Origin of the sequence: Peribacillus sp. FSL K6-5616 (assembly GCF_038008245.1) — a bacterium.
Taxonomy (GTDB): domain Bacteria; phylum Bacillota; class Bacilli; order Bacillales; family DSM-1321; genus Peribacillus; species Peribacillus frigoritolerans.
In genome coordinates, this window is sequence record NZ_JBBOYT010000001.1 from 3,627,392 (window position 1) to 3,643,365 (window position 15,974).

At 40.9% G+C, this 15,974-nt stretch carries 18 protein-coding genes and 1 riboswitch; of the genes, 12 read left to right on the forward strand and 6 right to left on the reverse strand.

Annotated elements, in window-relative coordinates:
- Positions 1-14 precede the first annotated feature (14 nt).
- Both MHB45_RS17410 and MHB45_RS17415 read left to right on the forward strand, forming a co-directional pair.
- On the forward strand, positions 15-491 hold the full coding sequence (locus tag MHB45_RS17410; protein ID WP_202187268.1) for an SRPBCC family protein: 477 nt from the start codon (positions 15-17) through the stop codon (positions 489-491).
- A gap of 42 nt (positions 492-533) precedes the next feature.
- Positions 534-974, forward strand: a complete 441-nt coding sequence (locus MHB45_RS17415) for an SRPBCC family protein (RefSeq protein ID WP_048687566.1) — start codon at positions 534-536, stop codon at positions 972-974.
- A 160-nt stretch (positions 975-1,134) separates the two neighbouring features.
- Here MHB45_RS17415 and MHB45_RS17420 read toward each other — a convergent pair whose 3' ends face one another.
- A complete protein-coding gene (locus tag MHB45_RS17420) occupies positions 1,135-2,106 on the reverse strand; it encodes an HD domain-containing protein (RefSeq protein WP_048687565.1) in 972 nt (323 codons plus the stop codon).
- A 44-nt stretch (positions 2,107-2,150) separates the two neighbouring features.
- Positions 2,151-2,435: a hypothetical protein gene (locus tag MHB45_RS17425; RefSeq protein WP_253349801.1), complete on the reverse strand. Its 285-nt coding sequence runs from the start codon at positions 2,433-2,435 to the stop codon at positions 2,151-2,153.
- A gap of 389 nt (positions 2,436-2,824) precedes the next feature.
- Between MHB45_RS17425 and MHB45_RS17430 the strand changes: the two genes are divergently transcribed.
- Positions 2,825-3,394 (forward strand): TetR/AcrR family transcriptional regulator, encoded by a 570-nt coding sequence (locus tag MHB45_RS17430; RefSeq protein WP_340908020.1) that lies wholly within the window; start codon positions 2,825-2,827, stop codon positions 3,392-3,394.
- Between the two features lie 51 nt (positions 3,395-3,445).
- Positions 3,446-3,793 carry a DUF4260 domain-containing protein gene (locus MHB45_RS17435; RefSeq protein WP_048687561.1) on the forward strand — a complete coding sequence of 116 codons (348 nt, stop codon included), beginning with the start codon at positions 3,446-3,448 and terminating at the stop codon, positions 3,791-3,793.
- Between the two features lie 44 nt (positions 3,794-3,837).
- On the opposite strand, the gene queE is transcribed toward MHB45_RS17435, so the two are convergent.
- From queE to queC, 3 genes are read right to left on the reverse strand one after another with little or no spacing between them, the layout of a single operon-like run.
- Positions 3,838-4,566: a 7-carboxy-7-deazaguanine synthase QueE gene (gene queE / locus MHB45_RS17440; RefSeq protein ID WP_202187267.1), complete on the reverse strand. Its 729-nt coding sequence runs from the start codon at positions 4,564-4,566 to the stop codon at positions 3,838-3,840.
- A complete protein-coding gene (gene queD / locus MHB45_RS17445; protein WP_034309398.1) occupies positions 4,559-5,029 on the reverse strand; it encodes a 6-carboxytetrahydropterin synthase QueD in 471 nt (156 codons plus the stop codon). The genes queE and queD overlap by 8 nt, the downstream gene beginning before the upstream one ends.
- A complete protein-coding gene (queC, locus tag MHB45_RS17450; RefSeq protein ID WP_034309401.1) occupies positions 5,029-5,694 on the reverse strand; it encodes a 7-cyano-7-deazaguanine synthase QueC in 666 nt (221 codons plus the stop codon). The genes queD and queC overlap by 1 nt, the downstream gene beginning before the upstream one ends.
- A 55-nt stretch (positions 5,695-5,749) precedes the next feature.
- A riboswitch (PreQ1 riboswitch) is annotated at positions 5,750-5,792 on the reverse strand.
- 185 nt (positions 5,793-5,977) lie between these two features.
- Between queC and MHB45_RS17455 the strand changes: the two genes are divergently transcribed.
- The 8 genes from MHB45_RS17455 to MHB45_RS17490 all read left to right on the forward strand — a co-directional run bounded on the left by MHB45_RS17455 (position 5,978) and on the right by MHB45_RS17490 (position 14,642).
- A complete protein-coding gene (locus MHB45_RS17455) occupies positions 5,978-7,657 on the forward strand; it encodes a methyl-accepting chemotaxis protein (RefSeq protein WP_202187266.1) in 1,680 nt (559 codons plus the stop codon).
- A gap of 448 nt (positions 7,658-8,105) precedes the next feature.
- Entirely contained in the window at positions 8,106-8,321 is a 216-nt protein-coding gene (locus MHB45_RS17460) for a hypothetical protein (protein ID WP_048687557.1), read from the forward strand.
- A gap of 787 nt (positions 8,322-9,108) precedes the next feature.
- Positions 9,109-10,290 (forward strand): poly-gamma-glutamate synthase PgsB, encoded by a 1,182-nt coding sequence (pgsB, locus tag MHB45_RS17465; RefSeq protein WP_048687556.1) that lies wholly within the window; start codon positions 9,109-9,111, stop codon positions 10,288-10,290.
- 15 nt (positions 10,291-10,305) lie between these two features.
- A complete protein-coding gene (gene pgsC, locus MHB45_RS17470; protein ID WP_048687555.1) occupies positions 10,306-10,755 on the forward strand; it encodes a poly-gamma-glutamate biosynthesis protein PgsC in 450 nt (149 codons plus the stop codon).
- Between the two features lie 10 nt (positions 10,756-10,765).
- Positions 10,766-12,049, forward strand: a complete 1,284-nt coding sequence (locus tag MHB45_RS17475) for a CapA family protein (RefSeq protein WP_048687554.1) — start codon at positions 10,766-10,768, stop codon at positions 12,047-12,049.
- Positions 12,050-12,124: 75 nt separating this feature from the next.
- Positions 12,125-13,708, forward strand: coding sequence for a gamma-glutamyltransferase family protein (locus MHB45_RS17480; RefSeq protein WP_048687553.1), 1,584 nt, complete (start codon positions 12,125-12,127; stop codon positions 13,706-13,708).
- A gap of 69 nt (positions 13,709-13,777) precedes the next feature.
- A complete protein-coding gene (locus MHB45_RS17485; protein WP_153246158.1) occupies positions 13,778-13,927 on the forward strand; it encodes a CapE family protein in 150 nt (49 codons plus the stop codon).
- An 85-nt stretch (positions 13,928-14,012) separates the two neighbouring features.
- Entirely contained in the window at positions 14,013-14,642 is a 630-nt protein-coding gene (locus MHB45_RS17490; RefSeq protein ID WP_048687552.1) for a poly-gamma-glutamate hydrolase family protein, read from the forward strand.
- Between the two features lie 5 nt (positions 14,643-14,647).
- Here the strand turns inward: MHB45_RS17490 and MHB45_RS17495 are convergent, their stop codons facing one another.
- A complete protein-coding gene (locus tag MHB45_RS17495; RefSeq protein WP_340908021.1) occupies positions 14,648-15,853 on the reverse strand; it encodes a C40 family peptidase in 1,206 nt (401 codons plus the stop codon).
- Between the last annotated feature and the right edge of the window lie 121 nt (positions 15,854-15,974).

A 15,974-nucleotide genomic window follows, 5' to 3' on the forward strand; every position in this document is an offset into this window, starting at 1 on the left:
CGAGGAGAAAAAGAATGATGAAAAAAACTACGTTTGTCTATCCTATTTATATCGCAACCACACCAGAGAAGCTTTGGGAAGCCTTGACGAGTGGTGAAGTCACGAAGAAATACCACTTCGGATTACAAGTACAGTCTGACTGGCAAGAAGGGTCAGCCGTTAAATATTTGCTGGATGATGGACGGATTACCGATCATGGGCATGTACTTAAATGCGAGCCGTTGCACCTGCTCTCGTTTACATGGATCATGGCAGGAGACGAAACACCTCGCGAGCAGCCTACACGGGTCACTTTTGAATTACAGAAAATGGACGATTCTACTGTGAAGTTAATTCTTAGGCATGAGGAGCTATTGGAGACGGATTTCGTATATGATGACAATACCTTTGAAGGCTTGAATAATGGATGGCCAGCCCTTTTAAGTAACCTGAAGAGCTTGCTTGAAACTGGACGGACCCTCCCGCCCATATCAGTAGACTGGGATAATTAAACGGAAACTATAAAAACACATTGAAAGAGAGTTGAGTTAGTAATGGATACCCAAATAATCACGAAATTTAAGATAATCAAGCCAGCTACTGAAGTGTTTGAAGCCATTGTGAATCCTGAAAAAATCGGGAATTTCTGGTTCTCATCAAGTTCGGAAAGATGGGAAAAAGGCAGGACGCCTACATTGAGATACAACGAATACGATGCTGAAGTGGTCATTCATGTATTGGAAGTAGAGGAAAATAGGAAAATCGTGTTTGCATGGGGCGGAAATGATCAAGAAACGATTGTTACCATTACACTAAAAGAGTTGGATAAAACGAGTACGATCATTGAAGTGAACGAATCTGGATTGAGTGAAGACGACCCTGAAATAATAAACAAAATGATCGGACAAAAAGAAGGTTGGGTATATACATTAACCTGTTTAAAGGGTTATTTAGAAAATGGCGTTACTACTTTGAGAGCATCATTAGTTTTTTAATTATTAAAGATTGCTGGTTCAGATGTATAAGGCATCCGTTAATCTAGCTCTTTCCTAGATGTTCGATTATACGGGAGGAGACTTAGATGTTTCCGAGAAAAAACTCAAGGATGAATGATACCCTTGAGTTTTTGACTTTCCGTATGATTTGACACAAAGTTCAATCTGAAATCACTTTTAGATATATGCCCTTTGAAGCTTTTTTATAGGCTTCAATTCCCATTTTCTTCACTTTTTCCGATAAGCTGGATGCTCTTACTAATTGGGTTCCTTGAATAACGGAAGGGTCTATCAGGCGCATTTTATTTTTCCGATGTATATCGTATTCCAATTGATCTTCTTTCACCTTTACGTTACCATGGATCCGTTTTAACAGGTTTTGCACTGCATGGTCTTCAGTGAAGCTTAACAAGGACATAACTTCTTCATCTGTACTGAGTAAGTTATCAAGGCTGATCAGTTTTTTAGCTAAAGCCACTTTTAAGGTCTTTGCCAAGATATCATAGCCATATATATTAAGCGGGTTCATGAAAAAATCAATAACTTCGCTGTAATACGTTTTCACAAACCATTCCGCCGATTCAATATTATCCAGATACATCCTTCCATTTATTATGATGACATGATCTAGAAATTCATTAACGGATTCCCTGGTGATATGTCCATATTGATACATATCCCGAAGAGTATAATCTACCCGATCTGCACATAACTCAGGTGCTGGTTGTTCAAGCAATTCCCATTTTGATTGGAAAATGACTTTACAATCATATCCATATTCCTTCAGTATAAATGGGATTTCGGATTCCATAATGACTTGATCATATATCTTTTCATGATAATCTTCATCCTTACAATCCAGAACAAAATCAATGACATGTGAAAATGCAGTATGGGATACGTCATGCAGTAAGCCCGCGATTTGTTCCTCTAATGAACCTCCAAGCGCTTTTATTAAAAGCATCACACCAATCGAATGGTCAAATCGTGTGACATCCCACTTCTCATTAACTAAATAACTTGCCCCACCTTGATGTATCCCTTTCAATCTTTGGACCGGTTTGCTTACTATCAGCTCTTCCAGGACTCCCTCTACAATGTGTTCCCCATAGATACTATCCAATACTATCAATAACTGCCCCTCCCCCATTAGTTACTCATTACAGGCAGGTGATTTCACTGATTTTTTTCTGTAAAAATTATTTCCCCCTTTTGATTTTGCTCATATTGCTTTTTCACCAATTTTTCCAATTCCTCTTCATCATTCAAATCGATATTCCCTGGATTGACCTCATCAATACCCTCTATGAATATCATTTCATTTGTTATTACCTGATCTGTTGGATACACTTCAAAAATGTCTTCTACAGGTTTTGTTTTCTCTTTATACGGTTTAGTGAATAAAAAAAAGCTGGTCAAGACTATGAAAATTGATGCCAAAATACCAAATTTCTTTTTCATATATTCATCCCTTCCAAGGACATCTGTATAACCTCATAATACCATAAAAGGTTATTATTGGTTAAAAACTAAGACGAGCTCATATTAAAAGCGGGATTCTTTTTCAGTTACAAGGACATTCAAATTTCTGGTTAGGGGAACTGGAAATGGATTCTGCATCTTCGCCCACTGCTCCATTTGCAACTTTACCCTCCCCTTGAACCGTAAGATTAGCAAGTGTTCCTTTCGATTTCAGGTTTACTATAGGGCTATCGCGATTTCGGTTGCCTACAATGGCAAAATTCCACTTAAAAAACAGTACTTTATCATTCGACCTAATAATTGACATTTGAAAATCAGTGAGCTATCATCCTAATTAACCAGTGGTCAATTAATAAGGAGGTGACAAGATGTCGCCAAGGAAATCGGCAGGTCAAGAATTATCCAGGGACATGGTTTTGAATGAAGCTAGAAACCTTTTTGCAGCGTTAGGGTATTCGAATGTCTCGATGAGGCAATTGGCTAAATCATTGGATTGCAGTCATGGAGCCATTTATTATCATTTTAAAAACAAGGCGGAAATATTTTATAGTTTAGTGAAAACGGATTTTTCCGTTTTAAATTCTTTAATCGATGATATCATCCTGTCGGAAAATGCCCCTTCTGTAAAAATGGAAAAGATTTTATTGTGCTTCTTGGAGTTTGGTTTAACCCAACAGAATCATTATTCCATCATGTTTTTATCGAAGGAAAAAGAAATTCAGCAGTTACTTCAATTCGATTCTAATGAAACATACGAAAAGCTAATCCAGTCCTTGACGGATCTAACGGACAACAAACTGAATCCTGCATCCATTTGGTCGATTTTTCTTTCTCTTCACGGATTCATAACTTTTTATATTAATTCTGAGCTATCTTATCAAGATGTAAAAGGTTTAGCCTATTTTCATGTAAAAAATATCACCAAGAACATCATATAATTTTTTCGGACACTATTGACCAATGGTCAATTAAACTTTGGAGGTTATGAAATGGTGAAGAAATTCCTTCATATTGAAGGACTTATGGTCCTTTTAGCGGTGATTTACATCTATTCGTTATATGAATTCAGCTGGTGGATTTTCCTTTTGTTGATTTTGTCCCCTGATGTTTCCATGCTGGCCTATCTGATCGATGATCGGATTGGAGCAAAGGTTTATAACGCATTCCATACTTATATCGTGTCCATCTTCATGATTTTGTTAGCCATTTTCCTAAAGTCGGATGCATGGATGATGATTGGTTTAATTTGGACCGCACATATAGGAATGGATCGCTTATTTGGATATGGCCTTAAATACACATCATCCTTCAAAGCTACACACATGCAAAGGTTGTAATAAGCTTAAAAGGCAGTGTGATTAAACATCACACTGCCTTTACTTTACACGCCCCGCTTGTTACCCCATATATAGGTATGCAGCTGTGGCAGGACTTTCACATCATTCAATTCATCATCCGCTATCACTTTATCAATTAACTCTTCGTACTTCTTCAATAGGCCGCTGATCAATTGATGATCATCCGCCGTCCTGCTGTCGTCATTGCCGACCTGCAGATAAAAAGGAATATCCGGGTAACGCCCATGTACATGTTTGGCATATTGATAATCTTCCTCGTTAAAGACGACGATCTTCAAAGAAACATGGTTTTCAGGATTTCGATTGGCAAGATTCGAGATGATTTGGTCAAGAACCGTAAAGTCCGTGTTCATTCCAGAGCTCGGCGGCTTAGGTGAGATAGTCAGTTCATCAATATCGAGAAACCAATCCTGCCATCGGCTCCCTTGTGTTTCGATACCAATTTTCATTTTATTTTCATGTAAGATCGCTATCAAGCCGTTTAGGTTTTTCAGCAGGGCCGGGTTTCCCCCAGATATCGTCACGAAGGAAAAACCGGAACCCCCAATTCGCTTCAGCTCATCCCATATTTCATCGGCAGTCATCTGAACGGTATCTTCCTTACCTGTGCCATCCCAAGTAAATGCGGAATCACACCAGGAACATGAATAATCGCAGCCGGCCGTCCGAACGAACATGGTTTTTTGACCAATGACCATTCCCTCTCCTTGGATGGTCGGCCCGAAGATTTCCATAACCGGGAGTTTACTCACTTTCCATCCACTCCCGTCTGGCTTCGGCATAGCTTGTCGGCGTTTCGTACAGTCGAACAAATTCGACTCTAGCACCCTCATATTCTTTTAATGAAAGGGCTTCGGCCATTTTTTCATAGATCCAGACAACCATATTTTCAGCTGTTGTATTCATGAGCGGCAGGGTTTCATTCAAATAACGATGATCCAGGTGGATTTCGATTTCATTTTTCCATATATCCTTGATGTCACCAAAATCTATCATCAACCCGCGTGAATCCGTATACCCGCTCAATCCGAAAATGACTTTATACGTGTGGCCATGCAGGTTCTTGCATTTCCCTTCATAGTCATGCAGATGGTGCGCCGCGTCAAAGGTGAATTCCTTACTCACGAGAACCCTCTTGTTTGTATACTTCAATTGGCTGCGCTGAATATCTTCATCTATTTTTTGGAGTTTATCCACTATCTTAAAACCGTACATCATGAAAGCACCTTCCGTCTGCTTACATAGTCATCCAGTCCTTTTTTCCGCAGATTACATGCCGGACAATCTCCACAGCCATCGGAGATGATTCCGTTATAGCAAGTCAGGGTCTTTTCGCGGACAAAGTCGAACGCGCCAAGCTGGTCAGCAAGCTCCCATGTTTCCTCTTTATTAAGCCACATTAGCGGCGTATCAATCACGAATGACTGGTCCATCGATAAGTTCAAGGTCACATTCAACGATTTAATGAATACATCGCGGCAGTCAGGATATCCGCTGAAATCCGTTTCACAGACTCCTGTGACAATATGTTTAGCGCCAATCTGGCTCGCCAGCACTCCGGCAAACGAAAGGAACAGCAAATTCCTCCCTGGCACGAACGTCGACGGCAGCTCCCCTTCTTCTCCGTCCGCCACTGCGATATCACTTCTTGTCAATGCATTCGGTGCCAGTTGGTTCAGCAGCGACATGTCAAGGATATGGTGGTTCACGCCCAATTCCTTGGCAATGTTTTGAGCGCATTCGATTTCCAAGCTATGCCGCTGATTATAATCGAACGTCACCGCTTCCACTTCCTCAAATCTCTCCAATGCCCAAAACAGGCACGTCGTACTGTCCTGCCCTCCGCTAAACACAACCACTGCCTTTTCTTTCTTCTTCATTTCTATAAAACTCCTTTTTACGGAAAAAAACAGCACCCTAAGAATAGAGCACTGTTTCTCCTTAGTTTTTTTGAGAGGGTAGCTAGAACCTCTTCCGCCTTAACGCGGAATATTATATTTTTCCAAGTCAATAGTAACTTGAAAATGATAAGAAATCAAGATGTTTATATAAAGTGAACATTAGACCTGATGGAAAATTTGGTTAACTTTTCATTACTTAAAAATCACATTAAAAATCCGATAAAAAAGAGTGAATAAAATATCGATAAAGGGGTCCAATAATTTGAAAAGCATTAAAGCAAAGGTATTGGTGGCATTTTCACTCATCATATCTTTATGTGTCATCTTAGGAGCATTCAACATTTATAGCAGCAACAAGTCACTGGCATACTCCCAGGATATCATCGAAAGGGAACTTCCGCTTCTTATCCAAGACGAAAAGCTCCTATATAATCTAGCACAAAGAACCGCATTCGTCCGGGCCTATATTCTATATGGCGACGAGAGTTATAAAGAAAGGTTCTTACAATATACCGAAGAAAGCCAGGTCATCCAGGAGGAACTCCTAGCCTTAAGCGATTCTGATAAAACAAAGGAATTGATCGAGAAAAGCGTGGATTGGAGGACGATGATTGTAGAACGGGTATTTATCCAGTATGAAAAAGGAAATGAAGAACGCGCTAAAGAGATACTCAAAAATGAAGTGGCGCCAATCAGCAATGAAGTAATGGAGGGTTTCAAGGAGCTTGCTTCTAAACGCGAGGAATTGTTTGTCGCTTCAGGTAAAACCGTCATCGAAAGCGGGAAATCGGTCAAGACGACAAGTATCATCATATCCATTGCAGCAGTCCTTATCGGCCTTGTGCTGGCGCTTGTTACTGCCAACCTCATTACCACCCCCCTCCTTAAAATTAGGGACAGGATGAAAATGGTTGCTGACGGAGAGCTGAATCATGAGCCCCTGGAGCAAAAGTCATATGATGAACTGGGCGAATTAACGGTCTCCGCCAACCAAATGCAGAAAAACCTTCGTGATACGATCGAAAAAATGCTCGTTGTTTCGCAATCCGTTACCAACCAAAGCGAGGATCTGACTCAATCAGCAAATGAAGTGCAGCAGGGCAGCAAGCAAATAGCGTCTACGATGTATGAACTTTCGGAAGGTTCGGAGTCACAAGCCAGCCGGGCAGCTGAAATGGTTCGCATGATGGATGATTTCACCGGCAGGATCGAGTTGGCCCACCTGGAAGGAGCGGATGTGGCTAGAAGTTCAACCGAAATCCTTTCCTTGACCAAGGACGGCACCGCTTTAATGCGCAGTTCAGTCCAACAGATGCAAAGTATTGATGGGATTGTCAAAAATGCCGTAGAGCAAGTGAAAGGGCTCGATTCTCAATCACAGCACATCTCGCAGCTTGTGCAGGTCATCAAAGATATATCCAATCAAACCAATCTATTGGCGCTGAATGCAGCCATAGAGGCCGCTCGTGCTGGTGAACATGGCAAGGGCTTTGCCGTCGTCGCCGATGAAGTGCGGAAACTCGCTGAAGAGGTCACACACTCCGTTGGGGATATCACCAATATTGTCTCCGCCATTCAAACGGGTTCAAAAACAGTCGTCCACTCCCTGGAAGATGGTTATACTCAAGTGGATGAAGGCACGAAACAGATCACACTCACAGGCCGAACCTTTGAAACAATCAATCACTCTGTCGGGAATATGGAAATGAAAATACAGCATATTACCGAAGAATTGAACTATATCTCCACAAATAGCAAAAAAATCAATCAGGCTATCGAAGATATCGCTGCCGTTTCTGAAGAGTCCGCGGCAGGAATCGAACAAGTCTCCGCCTCCGCTCAGCAATCCAGCTCTTCGATGGATGAAATCACGAATCATGCCAGTGAACTTGCATCTTCGGCAGAATTGCTGACTGCACAGGTTAAGAAATTCCAATTATGACACTAGCAAGTTCCCGCTGCTTGAATGCGGGAACTTGCTTTTTTTCTCCTATTATAAGGGTTGTTTCATTTTCGTATATTCGGGGAATATATAACTATACACAATAATGAACCATTAAAAAAGCAAATCTATCAAAAGCGGCTGGAAGTGAATATTTTCCTTTGTTTTCAGAATATTTAGTGTATAATGAATATAATTAAAGGAATATTTTAACTGAAATAATGATTACTTCCAATACCTGCAAATCCTGTCCTTTCCTTCAACACCATGCACGGGCCCATATGCTCAGTAATTATCGATTGCATGCTTTCTCTCGAATCAAACCATTCACATCTTTATTCACACAAAAACATATTTTCCACTCCAAATTTGTAAAAAAAGGTTAAACTACACCAACGATATGTTACTATTAAACTAAGACCTTTTAACCCCATAAGGAGGAATTCATATGAAACGTTTTTTCAAATTCATCGCAGATTTTAAAGAAAGAAAAGCACTGGAACGGGAAACCGAAGAATTCTTTCGCAAAGAATACGAAAATTATATGAAGAAGAATCCTGACAATCAAGGAAAAAGAAGGAGATTAGCTCCTAGACTTTATGTGATTGATGGCGGTAAAAAGGGCTCCAACCTTGAGATTTCTGACAGAAAGAAATCCAGTTAACCTGATTCCTTCCATTATCAGCTACCCAAGCTGTAACTCAAGACCCACAAAAGTTAAATCTCCATGATTAACGGAGATCCGTGACCATTACATTCATTTACAATATATAAGCCGAAAGCTCAGATATGCTTCTGGGCTTTTTTATTTTTCATTCTTCTATAAACACTATATTTATAGAAGAAACTAGGTATTTTTTAAAAGAAATGGGTTAACTTTAGTTTATTTCATGTTTTAGGTAAAAGTTCAATTATAGACCCCTGGGTATTACCAAGGAAAATCCGAAAAATATCAAAAAAAAGAGATGTGTTCTTTTACTCATCTTTATCCATATTCAAAAGAGTTCAACTATTTGAGTCGTTAGATGCAATATTTCACATTGAATGACAAATGCATAAAAATTGTAACGTTTATGTCAAACAATGGGTATAAACAATTAACAAACTGTAATAAACCTCACATTTAAAAATTAATTATTATTCAAATATAGCCATTATGAATTAGGTTCAAATACTCATAAACCTATTTTACTTCTGACCAAAATAGGTTTTTATTAAACTTTCCATAATTTAGTGTAAATAAAACCTCGATTCCCTCAATTTTCAGCCATATCTTTGTACTCATAAAACAATTTATCCCATTAGATACTATTACACTCTAATATACATATATTTGAAAAAACTGACGATAACTATATTACGATAGAATAATTGACTCTTGCCTATTAAGTTTAAAATCATGTAGTGTGTATTCAGTAATTCAAATATTTGAAAAAAAGAGAGGTTAAAAAATGGCACCAATATTTATTTGTGCGATCTTTTTGCTTGGCTATGGCATTTTTGAACAAAAACGCCATCAGAAGCGTCTCGACTCCATCCCGGTACGTGTGAATGTGAATGGGATTCGAGGGAAATCGACTGTAACGCGTCTAATTACAGGTGTGATCCAGGAAGCTAAATACAAAACAGTAGGTAAAACAACCGGAACATCAGCAAGAATGATCTATTGGTTTACCGACAAGGAAAAACCGATTGTACGACGCCCGGAAGGACCCAACATAGGAGAACAACGGCGTGTAGTTAAAGAAGTGGCCGACTTAGGCACGGAAGCACTGGTTTGTGAGTGCATGGCCGTACAGCCTGACTATCAACTAATCTTTCAAAACAAAATGATCCAGGCAAACATTGGGGTCATCGTGAATGTATTGGAAGACCATATGGATGTCATGGGACCGACATTGGATGAGGTTGCTGAAGCCTTCACTGCTACCATTCCCCATAATGGTCACTTAATAACCATCGAAAGTGAATATTTGGACTTTTTCAAGCAAATTGCCAAAGAACGCAACACAAAAGTAATCGTTGCAGACAACTCCAGAATATCGGAAGAGTTCCTGCGTGAATTCGACTATATGGTATTTCCTGATAATGCATCACTGGCCTTGGCCGTTGCTGAGGCATTGGGCATTGATGAAAAAACGGCTTTTCGCGGCATGTTGAATGCGCATCCCGATCCAGGTGCCATGCGGATCACCAAATTCGGAGATCCCATCCAGCCAACTTTCTTTGTCAATGGCTTTGCTGCAAATGACGCGTCATCGACGCTGAACATATGGGAACGTGTCAATACGTTCGGATACAGCACAGAACCTCCTATCGTCATCATGAATTGCCGTGCCGATCGTGTGGACCGTACCGAGCAGTTTGCAAGAGATGTATTGCCTTACATAAAATCTGAAATCGTCATTGCCATTGGCGAAACCACATCACCGATTACAAGGGTATTCGAGCAAGGTAAATTGGATACTAAAGAATATTGGGATTTAGAAAACTGGTCAACTGAAGAAATCGTGGCCCGTCTCCGCCCATTGATGAAAAATCGCATCGTCTACGGTGTCGGGAATATTCACGGTGCAGCGGAACCATTAATTGAAGCATTCATGAAATCTAAAACAAAGCAAAAAGCAAGTTAAGTAGGAGGAACCTTAATGTTTGGATCGGATTTATACGTAGCCCTAGTACTGGGAGTAACGCTTAGCCTTATATTTTCAGAAAAGACGGGTGTCGTACCCGCAGGACTTATCGTGCCAGGTTATTTGGCATTAGTATTTGATCAATGGGAAATCATGCTCACCATTTTGATCATTAGTGTCGTAACTTATTTAATCGTCACCCACGGCCTTTCAAGATGGGTGATTTTATATGGAAGAAGAAAATTCGCCGCCATGATGGTGACCGGGATTTGCTTGAAACTCCTATTGGACTTAGTCTACCCCGTCATGCCCTTTGAAATATTCGAGTTTCGGGGAATCGGTATAATCGTACCTGGATTGATAGCGAATACCATACAAAGACAAGGAATGCCATTGACACTTGGCAGCACGCTTTTATTATCCGGCTTAACTTTCGGTTTAATGAACGTGTATTACCTATTCTGAGGTGCAAAAAATGAAACGGACTTTAAATGCAAAAGAAAAAACACTTATCTTTATTAAACGCACGAAGAAAAAGAATCTTAAATACACTGGAATCATACTACCTATATTACTAATCGCTTTAGTCATTACCACTTGGATGGGACGGGCTGAGGAAGTGAAAACAGTCGCAACAAAATCCGATCAACCATTGACGATGACAATGGTCGGTGATGTGATGATGGGACGTTATGTTGAAGAAGTGACGGAAAAGCACGGGTATGAATACCTCTTCCGGTATATGAAACCCTATTTTGCCAATTCGGATTATGTCAGTGGGAATTATGAACATACCGCTTTAAAAGAAGAGGTATCTAACTACAAGGAAGCAGATACTCCAATCCGGTTAAACTCCAATACTAGTGGTGTGGAAGCCATTAAAGATGCTGGCTTCTCTGTGGTGTCATTGGCAAATAACCATATGATGGACTATGAAGAACAAGGACTCCTTGACACGATTGATGAATTCAAAAGTGAGGATATGCACTATGTCGGTGTTGGATCGAACACTGCGGAAGCAAAAAACAGCATCGACTATGCGGATGTTAATGGCGTACGTGTTGCAACACTTGGCTTCACAGATGTTTACGGTAAGGATGCCGTATCAAAAAATGATAAAGCCGGACTATTGAACTCCAATCCTGATTTATTATTTGAAATGATCGGCAAAGCAAGGAATGCCAAGCAAGGCAATGCAGACTTGGTTGTGGTGAATATGCACTGGGGACAAGAGTATTCAACCTCAACAACCGATCGGCAAAAAGACTTGGCTAAAGCTATCATCGATGCGGGCGCTGACATCATCATCGGGCATCACCCCCACGTGCTTCAATCGTTTGATGTTTATAAAGATGGAATCATTTTCTATAGTCTAGGAAATTTCATATTCGATCAAGGCTGGACACGCACAAAGGATTCAGCCATGGTTCAATACCATTTAGCGGAAGACGGAAAAGCTACAATCGATGTCGTACCGCTGCAAATTGAAGAAGCAACACCAAGGCCAGCTACCTCTTCCATTGACAAATCACGTGTTTACCGACAGTTGACGAAGGAAACGAGTGAAAAAGTCCAGTGGTCTAAAAAAGAGGATCGCATCGAGATTACCTTGGATCACAAGAAGGTAATCGATCATAAGGGACAGCGTGAACAAGAGGAAAAGGCAGCAATGGAAAAGAAAGCTGCACTAGAGAAAAAAGCAGCACAAGAGAAAAAGGCCGTACAAGCTAAACAACCGGAAATGCAACCCATTCAGTAAGGAACGCTTTATCACTACTATTTTGAAGAATGAAGACACACAACTTAGAAGCTCAACGAAAAGGGGGAAAAACCGATGATTAACCGTATGACCGGAAAAGTGCTCATATCCCTAAGCTTGCTCATATATATTGCTGGATGTTCGAAGACACCCCCTATTTCTGACACGAATGATCCGATAAAGAGTAAAACGGAACAATCATATGGGGTCAGTTCTTCAAATCCACTCGCAATAGATGTCGGTATGGATATTTTGGAAAACGGCGGAACGGCGGCTGATGCCGCCATTGCGGTATCGTATGTATTAGGTGTAGTCGAACCTTATGGATCTGGCGTGGGCGGCGGCGGAGGTATGCTTATTGCCCCGGAATCCGGCGAACCCGAATTTATCGATTATCGTGAATCCTCCCCAGAAGACCCAAGTTCAAGACACGATGCAGGGATTCCTGGCTTAGTGGCCGGCATGCAGGTCATCAGTGATAAGTATGGGAGCGTACCAATGGCAGATCTTCTTCAGCCGGCGATAGATTTGGCTGAAGACGGATTTGAAGTCGACGAATCGTTATCATCACGCTTAGAAGCGGCTCAGCCAAGGATATCCTCCGATGCGACTTCACTTTTTTATCCTGATGGTGATGCCATTGAACCAGGCAAAACCCTCGTCCAGGAAAGACTTGCTGAAACATTGAAGGAGATCCAGCAGGAAGGACCTGATGGTTTTTATAAAGGGGAAATTGCGCGGGATATTAAAAGGGAATCAGATATCGACTTGATGGATTTAAAGCGCTATGAGGTGAAAGAACGGAAACCGGTCCAAGGAACATTTGCCGGTTATGATGTTTTTACCGCCCCTCCGCCCTTTTCAGGAATTACCGTTCTTGAAATGTTAAAGCTAGCCGAGGAAATGAACCTAGGTGATTCTTCAAGCAAATCAGCTTATATGAAAGTCTTGGGGGGCATCACGGATACTGCTTATCAAGATCGGACCGTCCATGTTGGAGATGGAATAAGTCACTCCAAGGCGGAAAAATTGCTCTCCCCCATTCACTTGGATAATCTTAAAAATAAGATAAAAAGTGAAAAATGGGAAGATAAAGAATCGAATGGTTCCGAAGAACATGAAAGTACGACACACTTTGTGATAATGGACAAAAATGGCACTGTCGTTTCCACAACAAATACGCTCAGTAACTTTTTCGGATCTGGGGATTATACAAATGGATTTTTCCTTAACGATCAATTGAAAAATTTCAGGTCCGGCTTGAACTCTCAAGAGGCATATAAACGGTCAAGAACTTTCACCGCTCCGACCATTCTCAAGAAACCTGGGCGCGAATCGATCGGGATCGGCTCACCAGGCGGTGATAGGATTCCGCAAGTATTGATGCAGGTTCTTTATTCTTATACAGAAAATGAAGGCTCATTACAGGATATCGTCGATCGTAATCGGTTCGTCTTTGATGGAAAGAAGATTTATACAGAATCCAGGCTTTCGGATGAAACCATATCCGACTTGGAAGATTCAGGATATGAAGTCATTCAGAAGATTTCCCCCATGTATTATGGCGGGGTTCAAGGACTCGTTAAAAACGAGAAAAATGGACAAATATCCGGAGCTGGAGATAAAAGAAGAAACGGAAGCTGGAAAGCTCAGCATTAAACAGGCAATCCAGCCCCTCCTTTTCTAAATATCATATGAATTTTAGCGTTGTATAAGGGGATTTTGAATATGAATATCGTAAAAAAAATAACAAGCTGGGTAATACCTGTCCTTCTTGTAGCAGCCCTGCTTGTAACAATGAATACGTTTAAACGGACAGAAACGTTAACACCCGACGAGCAAAAGAAAATAGAACAATATACAACAGTCGAAAAATAAAAAAAGCTGGGGCATCCCCGCTTTTTTTATTTTTGCCGTCAACGGGTATGGAAGATTAGATACACTACAGATACGGAGGATTACCATGATTGAAAATAGCTATACCGATTTTTTTGAACTGCAGGAAAATGAACAAGAATACCTTGATTACCGCATCATCGTTCATCACAGGAATCCTGATATTGCAGTTCTAGCCATCCATGGCGGGAATATCGAACCAGGTACGAGCGAAGTTGCGGCCGCACTTGGAGAGAGACTTTGTGCAAGCACCTACCTATTCGAAGGCCTAAAACCAAGGGGCAACCAGGTCCTCCATATAACATCCCGCTTATTCAATGAACCGAGCGGCGTTTCGATGGCAGCGAATGCTCAGACCACCCTTTCGATCCATGGCCACTACGACGTACATCATGCGCTGGTTTACATTGGCGGAAAGAACGAACCATATAAGAACCTTATCCAGCAATGCCTCAACAAAGCTGGATTTCAAACTGATCATGCACCGCAGCACCTTTCTGGCATGAATGGAAACAACATCACCAACACATCCAAAACTGGTGCAGGGGTGCAATTGGAACTTTCCACAAAGCTCAGAAAAAGCTTTTTCAAAGGTGATGACTTTACCAGTAAAAACAGGGTCAATCACTGTAATCTTCTTAAACGGTTCGTTACTGCCATTGAAAAAGCGACTCATGAATATAAACAGGTTGAATGACCTTCTTAGTCCATGAGGCTTTCAACTTGACCGAAGCTTTCGAATTTCTCGGCAAAATAACCTGACGAAAGGTTGGAAATATGAACGCCTGCGTTTTCCGTTGTATGGAGAAAACGTCCGTCACCCAGATAAATACCTACATGCGTCACACCTAGCCTTGTTCCTGTGTCGCTAAAAAATACTAAATCCCCTGCCTTTGGATTATAAATTTTGGGTACCAATGAAAAGTATTCCTCTGCGGAACCTCGTTTTACCGAAAGGCCCTGCTCTTTCATGACCCAATAAATGAAGCCGCTGCAATCCATTCCGGTCATTGGATCTTCTCCCCCGAAAGCATAGGTGAATCCGCGTAAAGTGTATGCATACTTGATGACATCATATGCCTTATCATATGCAGCCTCCTGGTTTACGTAAAACGGATATAACGGGTTGCTGTATAGTTGAAGATACTGCCCTTGCATCAACTCATCGGTATTTAAAGCGTTACGACTTTTGATCGTACTCAAGGAAATACTGTAATTCTCGGATATACTTTTAAGTGTTTCTCCCGTTTGGACGATATGCTCTCCTTTAGGCGTATATGTTTTGTACGCCACTTGGTATTTTGCAAAGTAATCTTCTGTAGTGGATCTCACCTGAACCGTTTCCGCACCATATCCAGAATTGACAAATTGGTTATTGCCGACATAAATACCCGCAGTCACCACTTTTAAGCTGTCTTTTTCCAGAAAGAATATTATATCCCCAGTTTTCGGAGTGGCTGTATCCATCCCTTGCTTATAAAAACCATCTACTGTCAAACGGTCAACCGGCACATTTTGCCGGGAAAGCACCCAATGAATCAATCCGCTCGAATCGAATCCTTTTTCAGGCGTCTCCTCTCCAGCTGTCTTTTTAAACCCTATGAAAGATCTCGCATATTTCGCAATTTTTTTTCCTCTCTCCGACCATTGATAGATGGAAGGAGTATACGCCGTTTGAATGATTGTCAACTTTTGGCCCGCAAATAACTTATCATCCGGTAAACCATTCGTCTTCATCAATTGTTCAGCCGATATATCATGTGTCTTGGCAATCGATTCCACCGTTTCGCCAGAGATTACAGTATGCACAGGATCTGCAGCCTCGGCCTTTAAACCAGGTAAAAAAGTGAAACTAACCATGAATACCAATGTCGTCAGTATCATACAGCTTATTTTTCCATTAAACATTTTAACCTTCCTTTATATGCTGAAATATTTATATATTTACGATGTTCATGTAAATCCCATCATACGAATCTTCTATCCTATCATCCACTCAATCAGATGCACCTTAATGCTCACAACAATA